The following is a 17,928-nucleotide window of genomic DNA, read 5'->3' on the forward strand; positions in this document are numbered from 1 at the left end:
CCGTGCGCCGCCGCCCCCGCGCCGCGTCCCGAGCCGGCGGCCCCGCGCGTCTACGAGGATCCGATCGCCGACGCGCCGCCCGAATATGATCCTTTCGCGCCGCCGCCCTCGCGCCGGTCGCGCCCGCGGCGCAATCCCGCGCGCCGCTGGACCGCCGCGGCGGTGGTCGCCGGCGTCTCGATGCTGCTCGGTGCCGGCGCGATCCTCTATTCGGGCGCGCCCGGCATCGCCGCCGGCATCGCCTCGCATTTCGGGCTGGGCATCGGCGGCGAGGCGGAGACGCCGCTGCGCTTCACCGACAAGAGCGTCGAGCTTCGCCCGATGCCCAATGGCAGCGAGGCGTTCGTCGTCTCGGGCAAGGTGATGAACCCCACCGATGCGCAGCAGCGTATCCCCGACATCCGCGTCGAGCTGCGCGACGGCGCGGACCAGCTCGTTTATAGCTGGCGGATCACTCCGGAGAACCGCGCGCTCGGCCCCAAGGGCTCGCTCGACTTCACCGGCGCCAAGCTCGATGTGCCGCCGAACGCCAAGGTCGTCGAGCTCAGCTTCGCGAGCGAAATCGGCGGCTGACCCAGCCGAGCCGGAGGCCGTGCAGCAGCGCGGCCGCCACCATGCCGATCCCCGAGGCGAGGACGAGCCCGTTGGGGCCGTGCCCGCCATGGACGAGCAGCACGCCCAGCCCGCCGGTGACGAGGAAGAAGGCGATGATGCCGTTGACGCCGGCCGCGATCTGGTCGCCTAGCGAGCGCAGCGCATAGACGAACACCACCTGCACCCCGTCGAACAGGATGAACGGCGCCCAGAGCAGGAGCATCGTCGCGGCAAGGCGATGCACCGGCTCGGTGGCGGGGAAGACCGACACCACCGGCAGCGCGAGCGTCACCAGCAGCACCGAGAGCGTGCCGGTCGCCAGCGCGGCGAGCAGCGCTGCGATCGCCGTGCGTCGGGCCGCGTCGTGCGGCGCGCCCTCGCCCACGGCATTGCCGACGCGCACGCCCGCCGCCGAGCCGAGCCCGAGCGCCACGGCGAAAGTGACGTTGTGGATCGAGAAGACGATCTGGAAGGCATGCGCGGTGGTCGTGCCGAGCTGGGTCGATAGCGCGATCAGGATCGAGAAGCCGACCAGCTCGAGCCCCGAGGCGATCGCCGGCACCACTCCGAAGCACGCCAGCCGCCACGCCCCGGCCCAGGAATCGCGGCTGCCGAGCTCGGAAAGGTCGTGCACCCCGCGCTGGGCGGCGCGCGGCAGCGTCCATGCCGCGCCGACCATGCCGATCGCGCCCATCGCCGAGGCGATCGCCGTCGCGGCAGCAGCCCCGGCGGCGCCCATCGCCGGCAGGCCGAGCTGGCCGGTGGCGAAGATCCACGCCAGCAGCGCGTTGATCGGCAGGATCGCCAGATTGACCACGGTGACGCGGCGGGGCCGGCTGACACCTTCGAGGAAGAAGCTCGCCGCGATGATGACCAGCTGAAAGGGATAGGCGAGCGCCATGATCCGCACGACATGCGCCGCTTCGGGCGCGGTGCCGCGGGCGACGCCGAGCGCGATCAGCATCGGTTCGGGCCAGAGGAACAGCGTCAGTCCGCTGAGCAATCCGAGCACGAGCGCGAGCACCATCCCTTGATGGAGCACCCGGCCGGTCTCGCGCAGCGCGCCCGCGCCATCGGCGCGCGAGACGTAGACGAGGATTCCGGTCAGCCAGCCGAGCCCGACGACGATCCCGGGAAAGGTCAGCGATCGGCTCGCGCCGAGCGCCGCCGCCTCACTGGTGCTCACCAGCCCGACCACCGCCACGTCGGTGACGTGGAGGATCGTCCAGTTGAGGCTGGTCAGCACCACGGGCCACGCCAGAGCGAGGATGCGGCGCATCTCGGCGGAGAGGGCGGGGGAGAGCAGCATGGCGGACGCCGCGTGTACGGGCATAAGGCAAATTACGAAAGCGCATCGGAGTGGGTTGCGTGGGCCCAAACGCTTTGCTAGGGGCCGCGCCTTACCAGTCGCCGGGGACCTCCCGGTGAGTTTCACGTGCGGTCGTGGCGGAACTGGTAGACGCGCAACGTTGAGGTCGTTGTGGCCGAAAGGCCGTGGAAGTTCGAGTCTTCTCGACCGCACCAGAAACCCCCGGGCGCCGCAGCGCGGCCCCGATTTTCTCCAGCCCTGGCACAATTTTGCGACAAGTCGCTTGTAGCGAGCCAGTGAACGCGCGCCCGCTCCGGGTGCTGCAGTCGCGTATGGGGAGTGGGTCATGTTGAAATGGGGTTGCGCCGTGAGTGCGCTGATGATCGGCGCGTTGCCGATGACGGCGTACGCGCAGGATCAGGCGGCCCCTGCCGTGCCGGCCGACCCCGCTGCACTAACGCCCGCGCAGACCGCCGCGCAACAGACGCCGCCCCCTGAAGAGGAGGATGTGCCGGTCGAGGACGTGGTGGTGACCGGCCAGCTGCGCGGCGCCGTGCCCGGCGACGTCAAGCCCGAGGTCCAGCTCGGGCCGGCCGATATCCGGGCCTATGGCGCCTCGAACGTCACCGAATTGCTGGCGTCACTGTCGGCGCAGCTCGGCAGCGGTTCGGGCCGGGGCGACGAGCAGCCGGTGATCCTGCTCAGCGGCCGCCGCTCGAGCCTCGCCGAGATCCGCAACATCCCCACCGAAGCGATCGAGCGGATGGACATCCTGCCCGAGGAAGCTGCGCTCCAATATGGCTATGGCGCCAACCAGAAGGTCGTCAATTTCGTCCTGCGGCGCCGCTTCATGGGGCTCACCACCCTGCTCGAAGGCGCGATGCCCACTGCCGGCGGCAATTCGTGGCAGAACGGCAACATCAACCTGCAGAAGATCCGCCGCGACGAGCGGCTCGAGCTTGACGTCAAGTACAGCCAGAATTCGGGCATTCTCGAAAGCGAGCGCGGGGTGACGCGCGCCGGCACGTCACTGTTCGATACGCGGGGCAACATCGTCGGTATCAACGATGGTGAGATCGATCCCGCGCTGAGCGCGCTCGCCGGGACGCCGGTGACGGTGGCGGGCGTGCCCGACGGCGCGGCGGGCGCGATGCCGACGCTGGCGGGCTTCGCCGCCAATGCCAACACGGCCAATGTCGCCGATCTCACGCCATATCGAACGCTTTCCGGCGGCGGCGGCGGCGGTGGCGTGAACGGCGGGCCGGGCTTCTCGGCGACCCCGCAGAAGAAGCTCGAGATCAGCGGCAGCTACACGCCCAGGATTTCGGATAAGGTGAGCGCCAACGCCACCTTCGGGCTGGTGCTCAATCACAGCGATGCGCTGCTCGGCCTGCCCAGCGCGACGCTGCGGCTGCCGACGGGCAATCCGTTCTCGCCCTTCACGCAGGACGTGCGGCTGCTGCGCTATTACGACAATCTCGACCCGCTCGCGCGCAGCACCGACAACCGCGCGCTCAGCGGCGGCCTGACCTTCAACAGCCAGACCTCGCCCTGGCTGGCGAGCTGGGGCTGGTCGCTCCAGGCCAACTATGCGTATGGCGAGAACAATTCGGTCACCACCACCGGGATCGATGCCGCCCAGGCGCAGACGCTGCTCGACGCGCGCGATCCCGGCTTCAATCCGTTCGGGCCGCTGCCGATGTCGCTGGCGGTCAACCGCCCCGACCAGATCTCCAAAGCGGTCACCAACAACGCCAGCATCGATTTCACGACCTTCGGCGCGCTGTTCAAGCTCCCCGCCGGCGATGTCCGCGCCACCTTGCGCGTGCTCGGGCGAAGCGAGGATCAGGACAGTCGATCGTGGATCGCCGGCCGGTTTCAGGCGGGCGACATCTCGCGCGATACGGGCAGTCTGCGCGGCAATATCAGCGTGCCGCTGACCAGCAGCTCGCGCGGCGTGCTCGGCGCGATCGGCGACTTGTCGCTCAACGGCAATGTCGAAATCGAGCAGCTCTCCGATTTCGGCCGGTTGGTCAGCACCGGATACGGCCTCAACTGGTCGCCGATCCGGCAGGTGCGCGCCAATATCAGCGTCACCAACGATCGCGGCGCGCCCACGCCGGCGCAGCTGGGCAACCCGGTGCTGGTGACGCCGAACCGGCGCGTCTTCGATTTCGTGCGCAACGAGAGCGTCGACATCACCGCGATCACCGGCGGCAATCCGCTGCTGCAGGCGGACAATCGTCGGGTGTTCAGGGCAGGCCTCAGAATACGGCCGCTCGACGAAACCAATCTGACGATCAACGCCAACTATACCGAACAGCATTTCCGCAACTATGTGGACTCCTTCCCGGGCGCGACCGTGGAGATCGAGGCCGCCTTCCCGGATCGCTTCGAGCGCGATCTCGACGATCGGCTGATCAGCATCGACTATCGACCGGTCAATTTCGCGCGCCGCGATACATCGCAGCTACGCTGGGGCATCGACTTTTCGATCCCGATCTCCTCACCGCAGGCCAAGCGCATGCAGGAGCGGCGCACCGCCTTCCAGGCGGCGATGGCCGAATCGCGCCGGACCGGCCAGCCGCTGCCGCCCGAATTCACTGCGCAGCTCGAGCAGTTCCGCCGCCTTGGCCAGCAGCAGAGCTTGTTTGGCGGCAACCAGCGTCGCTTCGGGCAGGGGCAAGGCCAGGGCCAAGGGCAGGGCGCAGGCCAGCAACAGGGGCAGGGACAGCAGCAGGGGCAGGGCCAGCCGCCGCAGGATCAGACCCGCGCGCGGGGTGAAGGGCAGGGACCCGGTGCCGGTGGCGGCGGGTTCCGCGGCCCCGGCGGTGGCGGCGGGCGTGGCTTCGGCGGCGGACGCGGCGGCTTTGGCGGCGGCAATATCGTCCGCTTCACGCTCAATCACACCTGGATCTTCAAGGACGAGGTGCTGATCCGACCCGGCCTGCCGGTCATCGACCGGCTCGACGGCTCGTCGGGCCAGAGCATCGCCGCGCATCGGATCGACGCTCTCGCCGCCGTCAAGCGCGACGCCTGGCTGCTCCAGGCCACTGCCTATTGGCAGAGCGGATCGGAGCGGATGACCGGCCCGATCGGCAGCCAGACGAAGCTGAACATGGGCAGCCTCGCCAAGGTCGGTCTGCTCACCGAGTTCAATCCCGGCCAGAACATCGATTTCCTGCTCAGGAACCCGTGGCTGCGCGGATCGCGCATCCAGCTCCGCGTCGACAATCTGTTCGATGCGCGGCAGCGCGTGACCGACGAGAATGGCGAGGTTCCGGCGGCCTTCGCGCCCAATCTGATCGATCCGCTCGGCCGGGTCGTTCGGCTGACCTTCCGCAAGCAGTTCTTCTAGAATGCGGGTGGCCTAGCGTGCCGCCAGCACCGGCTGGCGGATCGGCCGCCCGAAGCGCTCGCCCTTGTCCTGGTCCATGATCCGCCGGTAGAGCAGCGTGATCGACACGCGGCGGTTGCGCGGGTCGGTCGGGGTCTCGACGATCAACGGCTCGCGGTCCGCGACGCCTTCGATCCGCTCGAAGCGCGTCTCGGGCACGCCGCCGCCGAACAGCCGGCGGCGCGTCGCCTCGGCGCGGCCGCTCGACAGCATCCAATTGTTCATGTTGCGCGGGTCGCCATAGCCGAGGCTGTCGGTATGGCCGCGGATCATGATCGGGTTTTCCATCCCGGCGATGCTCTCGCCGATCATCCCGATCAGCGTGCTCGCATCGGGGACCAGCGCGGTCGTGCCGAGATCGAACATCGAATAATTTGCGTCGTCGAGCAGGTCGATGCGCATCCCGTCGCGGGTCGCGACGAAGCGGATATGCTTGGCCAGCTTGGCGAGCTGCTGGTGCGTCCGCATCTTGCTCTGGATCGCCTTGGCGGTCTCGCTGAAATTCTTCTGGTCCTGCGCGGTCAGCGCGCGCTGGTCCTTGAGCGTGCCCTTTTGCCCGGTGCCGACATCGTTGCCGCCGGTCGCGCCGGCGGGGATCGTCATCGATCGCGTGCCGGTCTGCGCCGCTTTGGTCGGATAATTGTCGCGGGAATTGATCGCATCGCCGCCGAGCAGCCCGTTCGAGCCGGCGCTGTTCTGCTTGAAGTCGATCAGCGTCGGCGCGAAATAATCGGCGAGCGCCTTGCGCTGCTTCTCGGTGGTCGCGCCGAGCAGCCAGAGCAGCAGGAAGAACGCCATCATCGCAGTCACGAAATCGGCATAGGCGACCTTCCACGCGCCGCCGTGATGGCCGCCATGGCCCTCGACGAAGATCTTCTTGACGATGATCTTCGGCGGTTGGTTCGATCCGTGGGGCGCACGCGCTGCAGCCATGACGTCAACGCCCGCGCAGGCCGTCGAACACTTCGCCGAAGCCCGGCTGGTTGGCGTGGGCGATGCCCGAGCGCGCCGCCTCGATCACCAGAGGCTGCGGATGGCCGTGGAGCGAGGCGATGATGATCTGCTTGACCGTGTGGTAGATCGCCGCATCGGCATCGATCACCTGCTGGAGCCGGGTCGCGAGCGGTCCGACGATGCCATAAGCGAGCAGCACGCCGAGAAAGGTGCCGACCAGCGCCGAGCCGATCATCCCGCCGAGGATCGTCGGCGGCTTGTCGATCGAGCCCATCGTCTTCACCACGCCGAGCACGGCAGCGACGATGCCGAGCGCGGGCAAGGCGTCCGCGAGGCCCTGCAGCGTCGACTGCGGCCCCTGGACGTCGTGGTGGTGCGTCTTGATCGCGTTATCCATCACTTCCTCGACCGCGTGCACGTCGAGCGTGCCCGACGAGACGACGACGAGACGCAGCGTGTCGGTGATCAGGTTGATCAAGGTGTGATCGGCGAGCAGCCGCGGATATTCGGCGAAGATCGCGGAGGATTTCGGATCCTCGACATGCGGCTCGAGCGCGATCGGCCCTTCGGTGCGCAGCATCTTCATCAGCTTGGAGACGAGGAAGATCGTGTCGAGATAGTCCTGCTTCTTGTATTTCGGGCCCTTGACGACCTTCATGAAGCCGCCGCCCAGCGCCTTCAGCTCCTTCATCGAATTGCCGATGATGAGCGCGCCCAGGGCCGCGCCGCCGATGATCAGCATCTCGTGCGGGAGTGCGTGCATCACCGGGCCGAGCGCGCCGCCGGTGATGACGAATCCGCCGAACACCATGGCGATGAGGACGACGAAGCCGATCACTACAAACATGCGACTGAACTTTCCCCCATGGCCGCGGACCGGCACTCGATTTGGTAAACGACCGCTTCGCCGTGTCTTTCAGCGGAAAAGCGCGGAAAATCCGCGCGCCGCCCGAATCACTTCAGATAATCGAACAGCGACAGGCTGGTGAGCTTGGTGAAGCTCGCCTGAGTCGCCTGCAGGATCGTCAGCGTCTTCTGCAGCTCGGTCGCCGCGGTCGGAATGTCCGTTTCCTCGAGCGATTTGCGCGTCGTCTCGCGCGCCTCGCCGGCGTCGACGAGCCGATCGGCGTCGAGCTCGAGCCGCGCCGCGCGCGCGCCTACCGAGGCGCGGGCGAGCCCGACGGTCTCGATCGACGCATTGATGCCGTTGAGTGCGGCTTCGCCTGCCGCCTTGACGTCGCCGCCGGCGTCGAGCGCATCGGCGAAGGCGCCGATCACCGCGAAGATGTCGCTGGAACCGGCGGCGAAGGCGCGCGGGCCGGTCACGCCCGCCTGGATGCCGATGCCCTCGCCGATCGGGATCGGCGACGGTTCGCCGGTGCCGGCGAAGCTGATCGTGCCGTCGGCCGCCTCGACATAGGCGACGTCGCCGGTCGCGCCGCCGAACAGCGGCTGGCCGCGCACGTCCTTGGTGTTCGCCAGCGCGAACAGCGAATCGCGGATCGCGTTCAATTCCTCGCTGACCGCCTTGCGATTGGCGTCGGACAGGGTGCCCGTCTTGGCCTGGGTGGCGAGCTCGAGCGCGCGCTGGAGCTGCGATTCGACGCTGTCGAGCGCGGTGTCGGTCTGATCGAGCAGCCCCTGCGCCATGTCGATGTTCGCCGCATAGGCACCGTCGTTGGCGGTCTGCTGCTTCAGCCCCTGGAGCCGCAGCCACGTGGCGGGGTCTTCCGACGCGGTCTGGATCCGCTTGCCGGTGGCGATCTGCGTCTGGACCTTGTCGGCCTGCGCGGTCAGCTGCGCCATCAGCGAGGCGGGGCGGCTGTAGAGCTGCGAAGTGGCGATGCGCATGGTCGGCCTCAGCGGATGTCGAGGATGGATTGCAGCGTTTCGCGCGCGACCTGGATCACGCGGGTCGACGCCTGATAGGCTTGCTGGAAGCGGATCAGATCGACCGCTTCCTCGTCGATATTGACCCCCACCGCGGCGCTGCGCTCGGCAATGGCGGAGTCGCGCATCGCGGTCTGCGCCTCGGCGACCGCGGTCCGCGCCGACAGAGCGGCGGCGTTGGCGGTGGTCAGGCTGGCGACGCCGTCCTCGCTCCGCGCGGTGCTGCGCAGCGTCTCGAACCCGGCGAGATTGCCATTGTCGCGCACCCCCGCGCCGCGGCCGGCCGCGGCGATGCCGCGCGGATCGTCGAGGACGAGGCTGAGCTGCGAGGCCGGATCGCCGATCGCGAACATCGGCGCGCCGGGGTTGCCGTCGAGATCGTCGCCCGCGGCTTGCACGGCGTTGACGCCATTGGCGAAGTCGGTGGCGAGCCGGTTGATCTCGGCATGCGCGTCGGCGATGCGCTGCGCGCCCTCGGCGAGGCCGGCAAGCGTGCCGCCGCTGGGCGACACCGCGCTGCTCTGCCCCTGGAAATGCACGGCATAGGCGACCAGCCCCGCATCGCTGCGCGCATAGGTTACCGCACCGGCATTCTCGCCCTCGACCAGCACCGGACCGGCGACGCCGCCGACGCGCACGGTCGCCTTGCCGAAGTCGTCGGTGGTCACCGAGACGTCGGCGATCGCGCTCATCTCCTCGAGCAGCTTGTCGCGCTGATCGAGCAGCGCTGCCTGTCCGCTGGTCCCCGGCGCCGAGCGGCCGAGCCCGGCATTGACCTTGCCCAATGCGCTGGCCAGCCCGTTGAGTTGGGTCGCCGCGGCGCCGGCGCTCGCGTCGAGATCGGCCATCGCGCCGTCGAGCGCGGCGCCGGTCGCGGCGAAGGACGCGGCGACGCTCGACGCGGCCTCGAGCATCGTCGCGCGCGGGGCGCTCGACGCCGGGTCGGCGGCCACCTTCTTGGCGGCGTTGAAAAAGGCCGTCAGCCGCTCGCCGAGCTGGTTGCCGCTCAGCGAGCCCTCGATCCGCTCGAGCCATGTCGCGCCGGTCTCGGTGCGCGCGAGCTCGGCGGTCGCGGTGCGGACCGCGGCGGTCTTGTAGATGTCGGTGGCGCGCGCGATCCCGTTGACCACCACGCCCATGCCCTGCGCGTTGCCGGTGGCCAGCCCGCCGGGCGCAACCACCTCGCGCACCGGCGCGGTGCGGCGCGAGTAGCCGGCCTGGCCGGCATTGGCGATGTTCTCCGAAGTGGTGGTCAGCGCGGTCTGATATGCCCTGAGGCTCGACGCGCCGATCGACAGCATGTCGCTCATGGCGTGCTCCCGTCGGTTGCCGGCGCGGCGGCCTCGACCGGCTGCGCCTTCGAGAGGAATTCGGTCATTGCCTTGCCGATCCCGATCGGCGCGTGCGCGGCCATGCTCTGGGCGAGCTGCTGGTCCTGCATGTCGCGGAACTGCTGGCTCGCCTTGCTGTCGAACAGCCCTTCGCCGAGGCTGGCGGTGCGCATCGACTTGAGCATCATGCCGACGAAGATCGCCTCGAAGCGCTTGCCCGCGGCTTCGAGATTCTCCTTCGACGCAAGCCGCGACGTGTCCATCGACACGCCGCCGGTGCTGCCGGCGATCGGGGCGGCGGCCTGGCTCACAGGATGATCAGCTCGGCCTTGAGCGCGCCTGCTTCCTTGAGCGCCTCGAGGATCGCGACGAGGTCGGCCGGGGACGCGCCGATCGCGTTCACGGCCTTGACCACATCGGCCAGCTTGGGACCGGGCTGCATCAGGAACATCGGCTTCTTCTCCTCCTCGACGTTCACGGTGCTGTGCTGCTCCGTCACGGTCTCGCCCTTACTAAACGGCAGCGGCTGGCTGACATTTTGGGCCTCATCGATACGAACGGTGAGTTTACCATGAGTCACCGCGGCGGGGCTGACCCGGACCGCCGAGTTGATCACCACCGTGCCGGTGCGCGCATTGACGATCACCTTGGCGGGCGCCTCGGCCGCCTCGACGGTGAGATTTTCGATCTCCGACATCAATTCGGCGCGGACATCGGCACCGGCGGGGGCCTGCACCGCGATCGATACGCCGTCGATCGCGCGGGCGCGCGAGGCGCCGAAGCGGCCGTTGATCGCGTCCTGCACGCGCTGCGCCGTGGTGAAGTCGGCGCGGGCGAGGTTGAAGGTGAGAAAGGGCGTGCGATCGAAACCGGTGTCGACCAGCCGTTCGACCGTCGCTCCCTCGGGGATACGGCCGCTCGAGGGCGTGTTGACGACGATCTTCGAGCCGTCGGCGCCGTCCGCGCCGAGCCCGCCGACAGCGAGATTGCCCTGCGCCATCGCGTAGATCTGGCCGTCGGCGCCCTGCAGCGGCGTGAGGATCAGCGTGCCGCCGCGCAAGGATTTGGCCTTGCCCATCGACGAGACGGTGATGTCGAGCTTTTGCCCCGGCTTGGCGAAGGGCGGCAGCTCGGCGGTGATCATCACCACCGCCGCGTTCTTGAGGCTCGGGCTGACGCCCGGCGGCAGCTGCAGCCCGAAGCGCGACGCGACTCCGCGCATCGACTGGACGGTATATTCGAGATTGTCGTCGCCGGTCCCGGGCAGGCCGACGACCACGCCATAGCCGGTGAGCTGGTTGGTGCGGATGCCCTGGAAGCCGCCCAGATCCTTCACGCGCTGCGCCTGCGCGGGCGAGAGCGCAAGCGCGGCGGCGAGGAAGGTGATGACGTAACGGATCATGGATCGGGCTCCGCTCAGAAGGGGCTGATCATCTGGAAGAATCGGCTCAGCCAGCCTTGGCGGCTGGCGCGGGCGACGTCGCCCTTGCCGGTATAGGCGATGCGGGCATCGGCGACGCGCGTGCTGGCGACGCGGTTGTTCGCGTCAATGTCGGCGGTGCGGACGATACCCTTGATCTGGACGAACTCGTCGCCGCGATTGAGCGTCACGCGCTTCTGGCCCTGCACCAGCATCGTGCCATTGGGATAGACCTCGGCGACGGTGACGCTGATCTCGCCCGACAGCGCATTGGCCTGGTCGGCGGTGCCCGAACCGTTGAAGTTGCGGCTGCCACTGACCGTCGCATCGCTCTTGTTGAACAGGTTGAGCGCGCCGGTGGTCGGCGGCGTGAGCGAGAAGCCGCCGCCGCTGTCGAGCTTGGTCGCCGCCGATTTGGACGCGCTGGTGCGTTCGACGAGCACGATCGTCAGCGGATCGCCGACGCGGCGCGCGCGCTGCCCTTCGTAGAGCGCGGCATAGCCGTCGCTCGCCTGGAAGATGCCGCCATTGGCGGGCGCGGCGATCGGGGCCTGGGCGGGAAGCGTGGCGGAGAAATCCTCCTTCGCCTTCTTCTTGCCGATCCCGAGGAACTGCGCATGGGCGGGCTCGGCGCCGAGCGAGAGCGCGGCGACGGCGAGCGCGCCGGTGGCGAGGCCGGTGAGAAACTTCATCAGCGCGTCCTCAGATGTTCTGATTGACATATTTGAGCATCTCGTCGGTCGCCGAGATCATCTTCGAATTGACCTCGTAGGCGCGCTGGGTCTCGATCATGTCGACCAGCTCCTCGACGACATTGACGTTCGACGCCTCGAGCGCGCCCTGCCGGATCTTGGCGCGGCCGGTGTCGCCCGGCGCGCCGAGGCTGGCGGCGCCGCTCGCGGTGGTCTCGATCAGGAAATTGTCGCCGGTCGCCTGGAGCCCCCCCGGATTGGGGAAGGTGGCGACCTGCAGCTGGCCGATCTGGCTCGCCTCGGTCTGCCCGGCGACGGTCGCCGAGACGGTGCCGTCGGCGCCGATCGTGATCCCGGTGGTGCCCTCGGGGATCGTGATCCCCGGCATCACCTGATAGCCGTCGCTGGTCACCATCAGCCCCTCGGCCGAGCGCGAGAAATTGCCGGCGCGGGTATAGCCGAGCTGGCCGCCCGGCATCTGCACCTGGAAATAGCCTTCGCCTTCGAGCGCGAGATCGAGCGACCCGCCGGTGTTCTGGAAGCTGCCCTGCGTCTCGACCCGGGCGGTGCCCTGGATGCGCACGCCGGTCCCGAGGTTGAGCCCCGTGGCATACTTCGTCTCGGCGGTGCTCGCTGCGCCGGGCGCGGTCACCACCTGATAGGCGAGCGTCTGGAACGAGGCGCGATCGCGCTTGAACGCCGTCGTGTTGACGTTGGCGAGGTTGTTCGAGATCACCCGCATGCGCATGTCCTGGGCGTCTAGCCCGGTGCGCGCGATGTGCATTGCCGAGGAACCCATCGTCTAAATCCTTTTCAATCAGGCGGGCATCCGCATCAGCGATGCGGCGCTCTCGTCCATGGTCTTCGCTTCCTTGAGCAGGCCTGCCTGCACTTCGTAGCTGCGCTGGTTCTCGATCATGTCGACCAGCGCTTCGGTGAGGTTGACGTTCGATTGCTCGAGCGCGCCGGCCTGGACCCGCGCGTCGAGATCCTCGGGCAGCACCCCGCCGCCCTTCACGTGGAGCAGATTGTCGAGCCCCTTGGCGGTCTGGCTGCCCTCGGGGCTGGCCAGCTTGATCTTGTCGACCACTTGCGGCTGGGTCGGATCGCCGCCCGGCGGGATGATCGAGATGGTGCCGTCGTCGGCGATGCTGATCGCCTGATGGGGCGGCACGGTGATGGGCCCCCCCGAGCCCATCACCGGGAAACCGTCGCCGGTTTCCAGCACGCCCGAGGCCGCGACCGAAAGGTCGCCGCGCCTCGTATAGGCTTCGCTGCCATCCGCGGCCTGCACCGCGATCCACGAATCCGAGGTCACCGCCACATCGAGCGGCCGCGCGGTCTGGACGATCGTGCCGGCGCGCCGGTCGAAGTCCTGAACCTCTTCCGCGGCGAGCTGGCGCGACTCATAGCCCGACCCCTGCAGCACCAGCCGGTCGAAGCTGACCCGCTCGGCGCGATAGCCCGTCGTCGATGCGTTCGCGATGTTGTTCGCGATCGTCGACTGCGCCGCCATCTGGCTGCGAAGCCCCGACATTGTGGTGTAGACGAGCCGGTCCATGCAGTGTCCCCCTCAGCCTTTCGTCAGCTGCGGATGTTGAAGATGGTCTGCGAGATCTGGCTCGCGGTATCGAGCGCCTTGGCATTGGCCTGGAAGGCGCGCTGCGCGGCGATCAGCCCGACCAGCTCCTCGGTGATGTCGACGTTCGAGCGCTCGATCGCGCCCGCCATCAGCCCGCCGAACCCCTGCGTGCCCGGCTCGCCGAGCCGCGGATCGCCCGACAGGCCCGAGGCCGACCAGGTGCTGCTGCCGAGTTGGCGCAGGCCGGTGGGATTCGAGAAGCTGGCGAGAACGACCTTGCCGAGCGACTGGGTGTCGCCGTTCGAGAAGCTCGCGCGGACGGTGCCGTCCTCGGCGATCGTCACGCCTTCGAGCTGGCCGACCGGCGCGCCGTCCTGCGTCGCGGTATCGACGTTGAACGGCTTGTAGACCTGCGTCGTGGCATTGCCGAAATCGACGGTCAGCACCTGATCGACGGTCGAGCCCGCGGGCAGGAAGCCGGCGAAGGTGGTCGGCCCGGTCGGCGCCGTCATCGCGCCGGTCGAATCGAAGGTCATCGTGATCGGCGTGCCTGCGGCCGGATCGGCGTCCGCGCTCAGCTGCTTGTCGCCGACGAACGAATAGGCTTCCCAGCTGCTCGTCGGATCGCTGCTGCTCGGCGCGCTGGTGCGGACGAAATAGGTCGTCAGCGTCATCGCATTGCCGCTCGGATCGAAGATCGTGGTCTGGGTCGAATGATTGTAGGTCGACGGGTCGAAGCGGTCGAACGCCGCGGTCGGCACGGTCGAATTGGCGTTGAGGTTGAGCGACAGGTTGACGTTCTCGGTCGCCACCGGCGTGCCGCTGGTCTGCGGCAGCTGGAGATTGATCGTCGAGCCGAGCCCGGTCGCGACCACCGCGCCAGAGCCGTCGACCGGATAGACCTGCAGCCGATTGCCCTGCGCATCGACGACGTTGCGGTTCGAATCGACGAGGAAGCTGCCGTTGCGGGTATAGGCGACGCCATTGCCGCTCGCATCGGGGCTCTTCACGACGAAGAAGCCTTCGCCCGAGACCGCGACGTCGAGCGCCGAGGTCGACTGGGTGAAGCCGCCCTGGCTGAACTGCTGGCGGACCGACTTCACCACCGTGCCCGAACCAATCACATTGGTCGGGTTGGTGCTGGCGGTCGACGCAATCACGTCGGCGAACTGGGTCGTCGAGCGCTTGAAGCCGTTGGTCGAGACGTTCGCGAGGTTGTGCGAGATCGTCGACATGTCGGTCTGGGCAGCCTGGAGCCCGCTGAGCGAAGTGAAGAAGGACATTGGGGATTACTCCTTGAAAGCGGGAATCAGCCGACTTGCCAGACGTCGGAGAGACCGATCTGGCCGATGCCGGGCAAAGTGAGCTGGGGCTGGCCGTCGGCGCCCATCGACACGGTCGAGACCGGCGCCCAGACCAGCGGGGCGGCAGTGACGGCGCCGTCAGCGTTGCGTGCGGTGACCTTGACCGTGAACGGGCCGTCGCCGGCGGGATCGCCGCTCTCGGTGACGCCGTCCCAGTCGAACGCGACCGCGCCCTTGTCCTGCGCGCCGAGCACCATGGTCTTGAGCGTCTTGCCGTTCGGATCGCTGATCGTGACGCTCACATCGGTGGCGTCCTCGGCCAGCGCGACCGCGCCGGCGATGCCGCCGCTGGTGCGCGGATAGGCCGTCGAGCCTTCGGTCAGCACGGTCTTGCCGACATAGCCGAGCGCGTCGCCGAGCGAGGTGCCGGCCAGCTTGTCCGAGATCGCCTTCAGCGTCGTGTTCATCTCGGTGATGCCCGAGAGCGACGAGAATTGCGCCATCTGCGCGACCATCTGGGTGTTGTCGACCGGCTCGAACGGATCCTGGTTCTTCAGCTGCGCCGTCATCAGCGTCAGGAAGTCCGCCTGGTCCATCTCGGTCTTGCCGAGGTTCGAGGTGTCGGTGGTCGAGCTGCCCGCGGACGAAGCGCCGTAGCGTTTGATGCCGAGGGTCTGCAGCGTGCTATCGAAATCCATGATCAGCGGCCCAGTTTGAGGGTGTCGACGATCAGCTGCTTGGCAGTCTGCATGACCTCGACATTGTTTTGGTAGGTGCGCGACGATTCGAGCATGTCGACGAGCTCACGGGTCTCATCGACCGCGCTCTCCCAGACATTGCCGTCCTTGTCGGCGAGCGGATTGCCCGGATCGTAGCGCTTGGTCGGCTCGGAGCCGGCGGTGACGACCTGCTCGACATCGACCGTGGACATGCCGCTCGCCTCGTCGAAGGCGCTGCGGAACACCGGCTTGATCGTGCGGTATGCGGCCTCGGCGCTCGACGCGACGGTGCCGGCATTGGCGAGGTTCGACGCGGTGGTGTTCATCCGCACCAGCTGCGCGCTCATCGCGCGGCCAGAGACCTGGAAGATCGAAAGCGGCTGGTTACCCATGCTTATTCTCCCCTCAGCGCGCGCGTGATCGTCGAGATGCGGCCGTTCAGGAACGACAGCGTCGTCTGATAGGCGACGGCATTCTCGGCGAAGGCGGTCTGTTCGGTGGCGAGCTCGACGGTGTTGCCGTCCTGGCTCGGCTGCAGCGGGACGCGGTAGAGCGTCGCCGCGTCGATCGCATTGTCCGCCGAGGCGCCCGGGGTCTCGATCGAGGCGAGCGCCGACTGGAAGTCGATGTCCTTTGCCTTGTACCCGGGGGTCGAGGCATTGGCGATGTTCGATGCGAGCACGCCCATGCGCTGCGAGCGCACGGTCAGCGCTGCGCCGTGTACGCCGAAGAGGCTGTCGTTGGGCATTGCACGTCTCCCGCACAAAAGTTCGGGCGTGTCGCTGCAATGGCCGTGCCAATTTTTCCGCAAAGGGCGCTGGACCGTCGATTTCGCTCTACGCGCGGGCCAGCCGGCAAAGACTTGCCGGTCTTGCGGCAACCGCCTGCCGGGGCGGGGCGGCGTGCAGCCACGCACTGCGCCGCGACGGGAATTGGCCCGCCCTTTGCAACCACGAGCGCATGAACTTGACCGCGCTGCCGGGCATTGGCCCCTTTCTCGACCCGCTCGCGCTCGCCATCGTGCTGGGCGGGACGGTCGTCGCGGTGGTGCTGCGCACGCCGCTCGGCGATCTCGGCCGCGGGCTGTCGGCGCTGCGCACGCTCGCGCGCAGGCGCTTCGACGTCGCGCCATTGCTGGTCCAGATCGCCGCGTTCGGCCGGATTGCCCAGCGCCACGGCGTGATCGCGCTCGATCGTTCGGTGATCGCCGATCCCGATATCGCCGCCGCGGTGGCGGACATTGTCGACGGCGCTTCGCCCGATGGCATCGCCGCGCTGCTCGAGCAGCGCCGCATCGCACGCTTCGAGCGCCATCGCGCCGCCGCCGAGATGTGGAGCGCCGCCGCCGATATCGCGCCCGCGATGGGTATGATCGGCACGCTGATCGGCCTCGTCCAGATGTTCACGGCGATGGCCGATCCCAAGACGATCGGCGCGGCGATGGCGGTCGCGCTGCTCACCACGCTCTATGGCGCCATTGTCGCCTGCCTGATCGCGACACCGGTCGCGTCGCGCCTCAGGCGCCACGCACGCCATGAGTTCCAGGAGCGCGCCCGGCTCGCCGCTCCACTCGCTGCGCTCGCCATGATCCAGCCGCGCCACGGCGCGCGCGAGCGCGCCGCATGAATTGCGAGGACGATCTCGCGCCGCGGCCGATCTGGCTGACCACGCTCGCCGATCTGGCGTTGCTGCTGGTCGGCTTCTTCGTGCTGCTCCAAGCCAATCAGGTCGATCCGAACAAGCTCGCCGCGGGCTTCCGCGCCGGCTTCGGGATCCGCGAGCAGGCGCCGGCGATGCCGGTCGATCTCGCGACGGTGACGGGATTCGCGCCCGGTTCGGCCGAGCTTCCGGATGCGCGTGCGGCGCTCGCCTGGGCGCGTGGCGCCACCATCGATCCGCGCACGCGTCTGCGGATCATCGGCGAAGTCGACGGCAGCGCCGCCGATGTCGATCCGATCACCGGCAGCGGACCGATCCTCGCCGCCGATCGCGCCCGCGCCGTCGCCGCGGCGCTCATCGCCTCGGGTGCTGTCGCGCCGGAGCGTATCGCCCTCGTCACGGCCCGCGGCCAGCGCCGCGCCCTGCTCTCGCTCGGCTATGACGGAGGCCGGCAATGATCTGCCGCCCGGCAACCGAACCTTGCCGCCCCCTTCCGCTCAAGGAGACCATGATGCTGCTGTTCCTCGCCCTTGCCGCGGCGACCCCCGCGGCCGCGCAGGACTTTCAGTCGACACAGGTGCTCGACGCGATCGTCGCGCAATTCACCGGCAAGCCGCTCGGCGAGCAGGGCGGTGCGCGCGCGCCGGTCGACAAGCGCCTCAAGCTCCAGTCCTGCGCGGCGCCGCAGCTCGAATGGCACGGCGCGGCAAAGGATGCGGTGGTGGTCCGCTGCATGGCGCCGGCATGGCGGATCTTCGTGCCCGTCAACGCCGTGCCCCAGCCGCGGTCCGTGCCGGTCGCCGCGGCGCCGGTGCCCGCTGCGCCGGTCAGGGCGGCGCCGGTGATCCGCCGCGGCGATCCGATCACCGTCGAGGCGGGTTCGCCCGGCTTCTCGATCACCCGCGAGGGCATCGCGATGGGCGACGCGCCGGCCGGAGCGCGGCTGCTGGTCAAGGTCGACGAGAAGAAGGCGCCGATCCAGGCGGTGGCGATCGAGTCCGGGCGCGCGCGGCTGCCCTGACGGGGCGAGCTTTTTTTTCTAAAGCCTGCCGCAAGCCTGTCGTTCATGGTGCTGAA

The 17,928-nt window shown here is 68.6% G+C and carries 19 protein-coding genes and 1 tRNA gene; 6 read left to right on the forward strand and 14 right to left on the reverse strand.

Features of this window, described 5'->3' with window-relative positions:
• The coding region (locus tag E5A74_RS18505) for a DUF3426 domain-containing protein (protein ID WP_135987125.1) at window positions 1-573 on the forward strand (573 nt) is incomplete at its 5' end.
• Here the strand turns inward: E5A74_RS18505 and E5A74_RS18510 are convergent.
• On the reverse strand, window positions 545-1,903 hold the full coding sequence (locus tag E5A74_RS18510; protein ID WP_135987126.1) for an MATE family efflux transporter: 1,359 nt from the start codon (window positions 1,901-1,903) through the stop codon (window positions 545-547). The genes E5A74_RS18505 and E5A74_RS18510 overlap by 29 nt on opposite strands.
• Window positions 1,904-2,031: 128 nt before the next feature.
• Here E5A74_RS18510 and E5A74_RS18515 point away from each other — a divergent pair.
• Window positions 2,032-2,118 (forward strand) — tRNA-Leu (locus E5A74_RS18515).
• A 152-nt stretch (window positions 2,119-2,270) separates the two neighbouring features.
• Window positions 2,271-5,261, forward strand: a complete 2,991-nt coding sequence (locus tag E5A74_RS21010) for a TonB-dependent receptor (RefSeq protein WP_166745740.1) — start codon at window positions 2,271-2,273, stop codon at window positions 5,259-5,261.
• A gap of 12 nt (window positions 5,262-5,273) precedes the next feature.
• Here E5A74_RS21010 and E5A74_RS18525 read toward each other — a convergent pair whose 3' ends face one another.
• From E5A74_RS18525 to flgB, 13 genes are all read right to left on the reverse strand, one after another.
• Window positions 5,274-6,233 carry a flagellar motor protein MotB gene (locus E5A74_RS18525; RefSeq protein WP_135987127.1) on the reverse strand — a complete coding sequence of 320 codons (960 nt, stop codon included), beginning with the start codon at window positions 6,231-6,233 and terminating at the stop codon, window positions 5,274-5,276.
• A 4-nt stretch (window positions 6,234-6,237) separates the two neighbouring features.
• Complete coding sequence (gene motA / locus E5A74_RS18530) at window positions 6,238-7,101, reverse strand: flagellar motor stator protein MotA (RefSeq protein ID WP_135987128.1); 864 nt, start codon at window positions 7,099-7,101, stop codon at window positions 6,238-6,240.
• Between the two features lie 107 nt (window positions 7,102-7,208).
• On the reverse strand, window positions 7,209-8,105 hold the full coding sequence (gene flgL, locus E5A74_RS18535; RefSeq protein ID WP_135987129.1) for a flagellar hook-associated protein FlgL: 897 nt from the start codon (window positions 8,103-8,105) through the stop codon (window positions 7,209-7,211).
• A gap of 8 nt (window positions 8,106-8,113) precedes the next feature.
• The gene (gene flgK, locus E5A74_RS18540) at window positions 8,114-9,454 is read right to left on the reverse strand and encodes a flagellar hook-associated protein FlgK (RefSeq protein WP_135987130.1); all 1,341 of its coding nucleotides are present in this window, start codon (window positions 9,452-9,454) and stop codon (window positions 8,114-8,116) included.
• Window positions 9,451-9,786: a rod-binding protein gene (locus tag E5A74_RS18545; RefSeq protein WP_338111819.1), complete on the reverse strand. Its 336-nt coding sequence runs from the start codon at window positions 9,784-9,786 to the stop codon at window positions 9,451-9,453. Before E5A74_RS18545 ends, flgK begins: the two co-directional genes overlap by 4 nt.
• The gene (locus E5A74_RS18550; protein WP_135987131.1) at window positions 9,783-10,877 is read right to left on the reverse strand and encodes a flagellar basal body P-ring protein FlgI; all 1,095 of its coding nucleotides are present in this window, start codon (window positions 10,875-10,877) and stop codon (window positions 9,783-9,785) included. The genes E5A74_RS18545 and E5A74_RS18550 overlap by 4 nt, the downstream gene beginning before the upstream one ends.
• A 14-nt stretch (window positions 10,878-10,891) precedes the next feature.
• Complete coding sequence (locus E5A74_RS18555) at window positions 10,892-11,587, reverse strand: flagellar basal body L-ring protein FlgH (RefSeq protein ID WP_240699881.1); 696 nt, start codon at window positions 11,585-11,587, stop codon at window positions 10,892-10,894.
• A 10-nt stretch (window positions 11,588-11,597) separates the two neighbouring features.
• Window positions 11,598-12,386 (reverse strand): flagellar basal-body rod protein FlgG, encoded by a 789-nt coding sequence (gene flgG, locus E5A74_RS18560; RefSeq protein WP_135987133.1) that lies wholly within the window; start codon window positions 12,384-12,386, stop codon window positions 11,598-11,600.
• Window positions 12,387-12,404: 18 nt separating this feature from the next.
• Entirely contained in the window at window positions 12,405-13,148 is a 744-nt protein-coding gene (flgF, locus tag E5A74_RS18565) for a flagellar basal-body rod protein FlgF (protein WP_135987134.1), read from the reverse strand.
• Between the two features lie 23 nt (window positions 13,149-13,171).
• A complete protein-coding gene (locus E5A74_RS18570; RefSeq protein ID WP_135987135.1) occupies window positions 13,172-14,452 on the reverse strand; it encodes a flagellar hook protein FlgE in 1,281 nt (426 codons plus the stop codon).
• A 26-nt stretch (window positions 14,453-14,478) separates the two neighbouring features.
• The gene (locus E5A74_RS18575) at window positions 14,479-15,171 is read right to left on the reverse strand and encodes a flagellar hook assembly protein FlgD (protein WP_135987136.1); all 693 of its coding nucleotides are present in this window, start codon (window positions 15,169-15,171) and stop codon (window positions 14,479-14,481) included.
• A 2-nt stretch (window positions 15,172-15,173) separates the two neighbouring features.
• Window positions 15,174-15,584 carry a flagellar basal body rod protein FlgC gene (gene flgC / locus E5A74_RS18580; protein ID WP_135987137.1) on the reverse strand — a complete coding sequence of 137 codons (411 nt, stop codon included), beginning with the start codon at window positions 15,582-15,584 and terminating at the stop codon, window positions 15,174-15,176.
• Window positions 15,585-15,586: 2 nt separating this feature from the next.
• Window positions 15,587-15,940 (reverse strand): flagellar basal body rod protein FlgB, encoded by a 354-nt coding sequence (gene flgB, locus E5A74_RS18585; RefSeq protein WP_135987138.1) that lies wholly within the window; start codon window positions 15,938-15,940, stop codon window positions 15,587-15,589.
• A gap of 212 nt (window positions 15,941-16,152) precedes the next feature.
• On the opposite strand from flgB, the gene E5A74_RS18590 reads away from it, so the two are divergent.
• Genes E5A74_RS18590 through E5A74_RS18600 form a run of 3 tightly spaced genes read left to right on the forward strand, consistent with a single transcriptional unit; the run spans window position 16,153 to window position 17,872 of the window.
• Entirely contained in the window at window positions 16,153-16,818 is a 666-nt protein-coding gene (locus E5A74_RS18590) for a motility protein A (protein WP_135987139.1), read from the forward strand.
• Complete coding sequence (locus tag E5A74_RS18595) at window positions 16,815-17,309, forward strand: flagellar motor protein MotB (RefSeq protein ID WP_206365916.1); 495 nt, start codon at window positions 16,815-16,817, stop codon at window positions 17,307-17,309. The genes E5A74_RS18590 and E5A74_RS18595 overlap by 4 nt, the downstream gene beginning before the upstream one ends.
• 50 nt (window positions 17,310-17,359) lie before the next feature.
• A complete protein-coding gene (locus tag E5A74_RS18600; protein WP_135987140.1) occupies window positions 17,360-17,872 on the forward strand; it encodes a flagella basal body P-ring formation protein FlgA in 513 nt (170 codons plus the stop codon).
• Window positions 17,873-17,928 lie beyond the last annotated feature (56 nt).

The sequence above is a fragment of the Sphingomonas naasensis genome, from assembly GCF_004792695.1.
Lineage (GTDB): Bacteria > Pseudomonadota > Alphaproteobacteria > Sphingomonadales > Sphingomonadaceae > Sphingomonas > Sphingomonas naasensis.

Excerpts from the sequence above, each read along its gene's own strand:
- motA (WP_135987128.1), bottom strand. The coding sequence starts at position 7,101 with ATGTTTGTAGTGATCGGCTTCGTCGTCCTCATCGCCATGGTGTTCGGC.
- E5A74_RS18600 (WP_135987140.1), top strand. The coding sequence starts at position 17,360 with ATGATGCTGCTGTTCCTCGCCCTTGCCGCGGCGACCCCCGCGGCCGCG.
- flgC (WP_135987137.1), bottom strand. The coding sequence starts at position 15,584 with ATGGGTAACCAGCCGCTTTCGATCTTCCAGGTCTCTGGCCGCGCGATG.
- E5A74_RS18595 (WP_206365916.1), top strand. The coding sequence starts at position 16,815 with ATGAATTGCGAGGACGATCTCGCGCCGCGGCCGATCTGGCTGACCACG.
- flgL (WP_135987129.1), bottom strand. The coding sequence starts at position 8,105 with ATGCGCATCGCCACTTCGCAGCTCTACAGCCGCCCCGCCTCGCTGATG.
- flgB (WP_135987138.1), bottom strand. The coding sequence starts at position 15,940 with ATGCCCAACGACAGCCTCTTCGGCGTACACGGCGCAGCGCTGACCGTG.
- E5A74_RS18555 (WP_240699881.1), bottom strand. The coding sequence starts at position 11,587 with ATGAAGTTTCTCACCGGCCTCGCCACCGGCGCGCTCGCCGTCGCCGCG.
- flgG (WP_135987133.1), bottom strand. The coding sequence starts at position 12,386 with ATGGGTTCCTCGGCAATGCACATCGCGCGCACCGGGCTAGACGCCCAG.
- flgK (WP_135987130.1), bottom strand. The coding sequence starts at position 9,454 with ATGAGCGACATGCTGTCGATCGGCGCGTCGAGCCTCAGGGCATATCAG.
- E5A74_RS18510 (WP_135987126.1), bottom strand. The coding sequence starts at position 1,903 with ATGCTGCTCTCCCCCGCCCTCTCCGCCGAGATGCGCCGCATCCTCGCT.
- E5A74_RS18570 (WP_135987135.1), bottom strand. The coding sequence starts at position 14,452 with ATGTCCTTCTTCACTTCGCTCAGCGGGCTCCAGGCTGCCCAGACCGAC.
- E5A74_RS18575 (WP_135987136.1), bottom strand. The coding sequence starts at position 15,171 with ATGGATTTCGATAGCACGCTGCAGACCCTCGGCATCAAACGCTACGGC.
- E5A74_RS18590 (WP_135987139.1), top strand. The coding sequence starts at position 16,153 with ATGAACTTGACCGCGCTGCCGGGCATTGGCCCCTTTCTCGACCCGCTC.
- E5A74_RS18525 (WP_135987127.1), bottom strand. The coding sequence starts at position 6,233 with ATGGCTGCAGCGCGTGCGCCCCACGGATCGAACCAACCGCCGAAGATC.
- E5A74_RS18550 (WP_135987131.1), bottom strand. The coding sequence starts at position 10,877 with ATGATCCGTTACGTCATCACCTTCCTCGCCGCCGCGCTTGCGCTCTCG.
- flgF (WP_135987134.1), bottom strand. The coding sequence starts at position 13,148 with ATGGACCGGCTCGTCTACACCACAATGTCGGGGCTTCGCAGCCAGATG.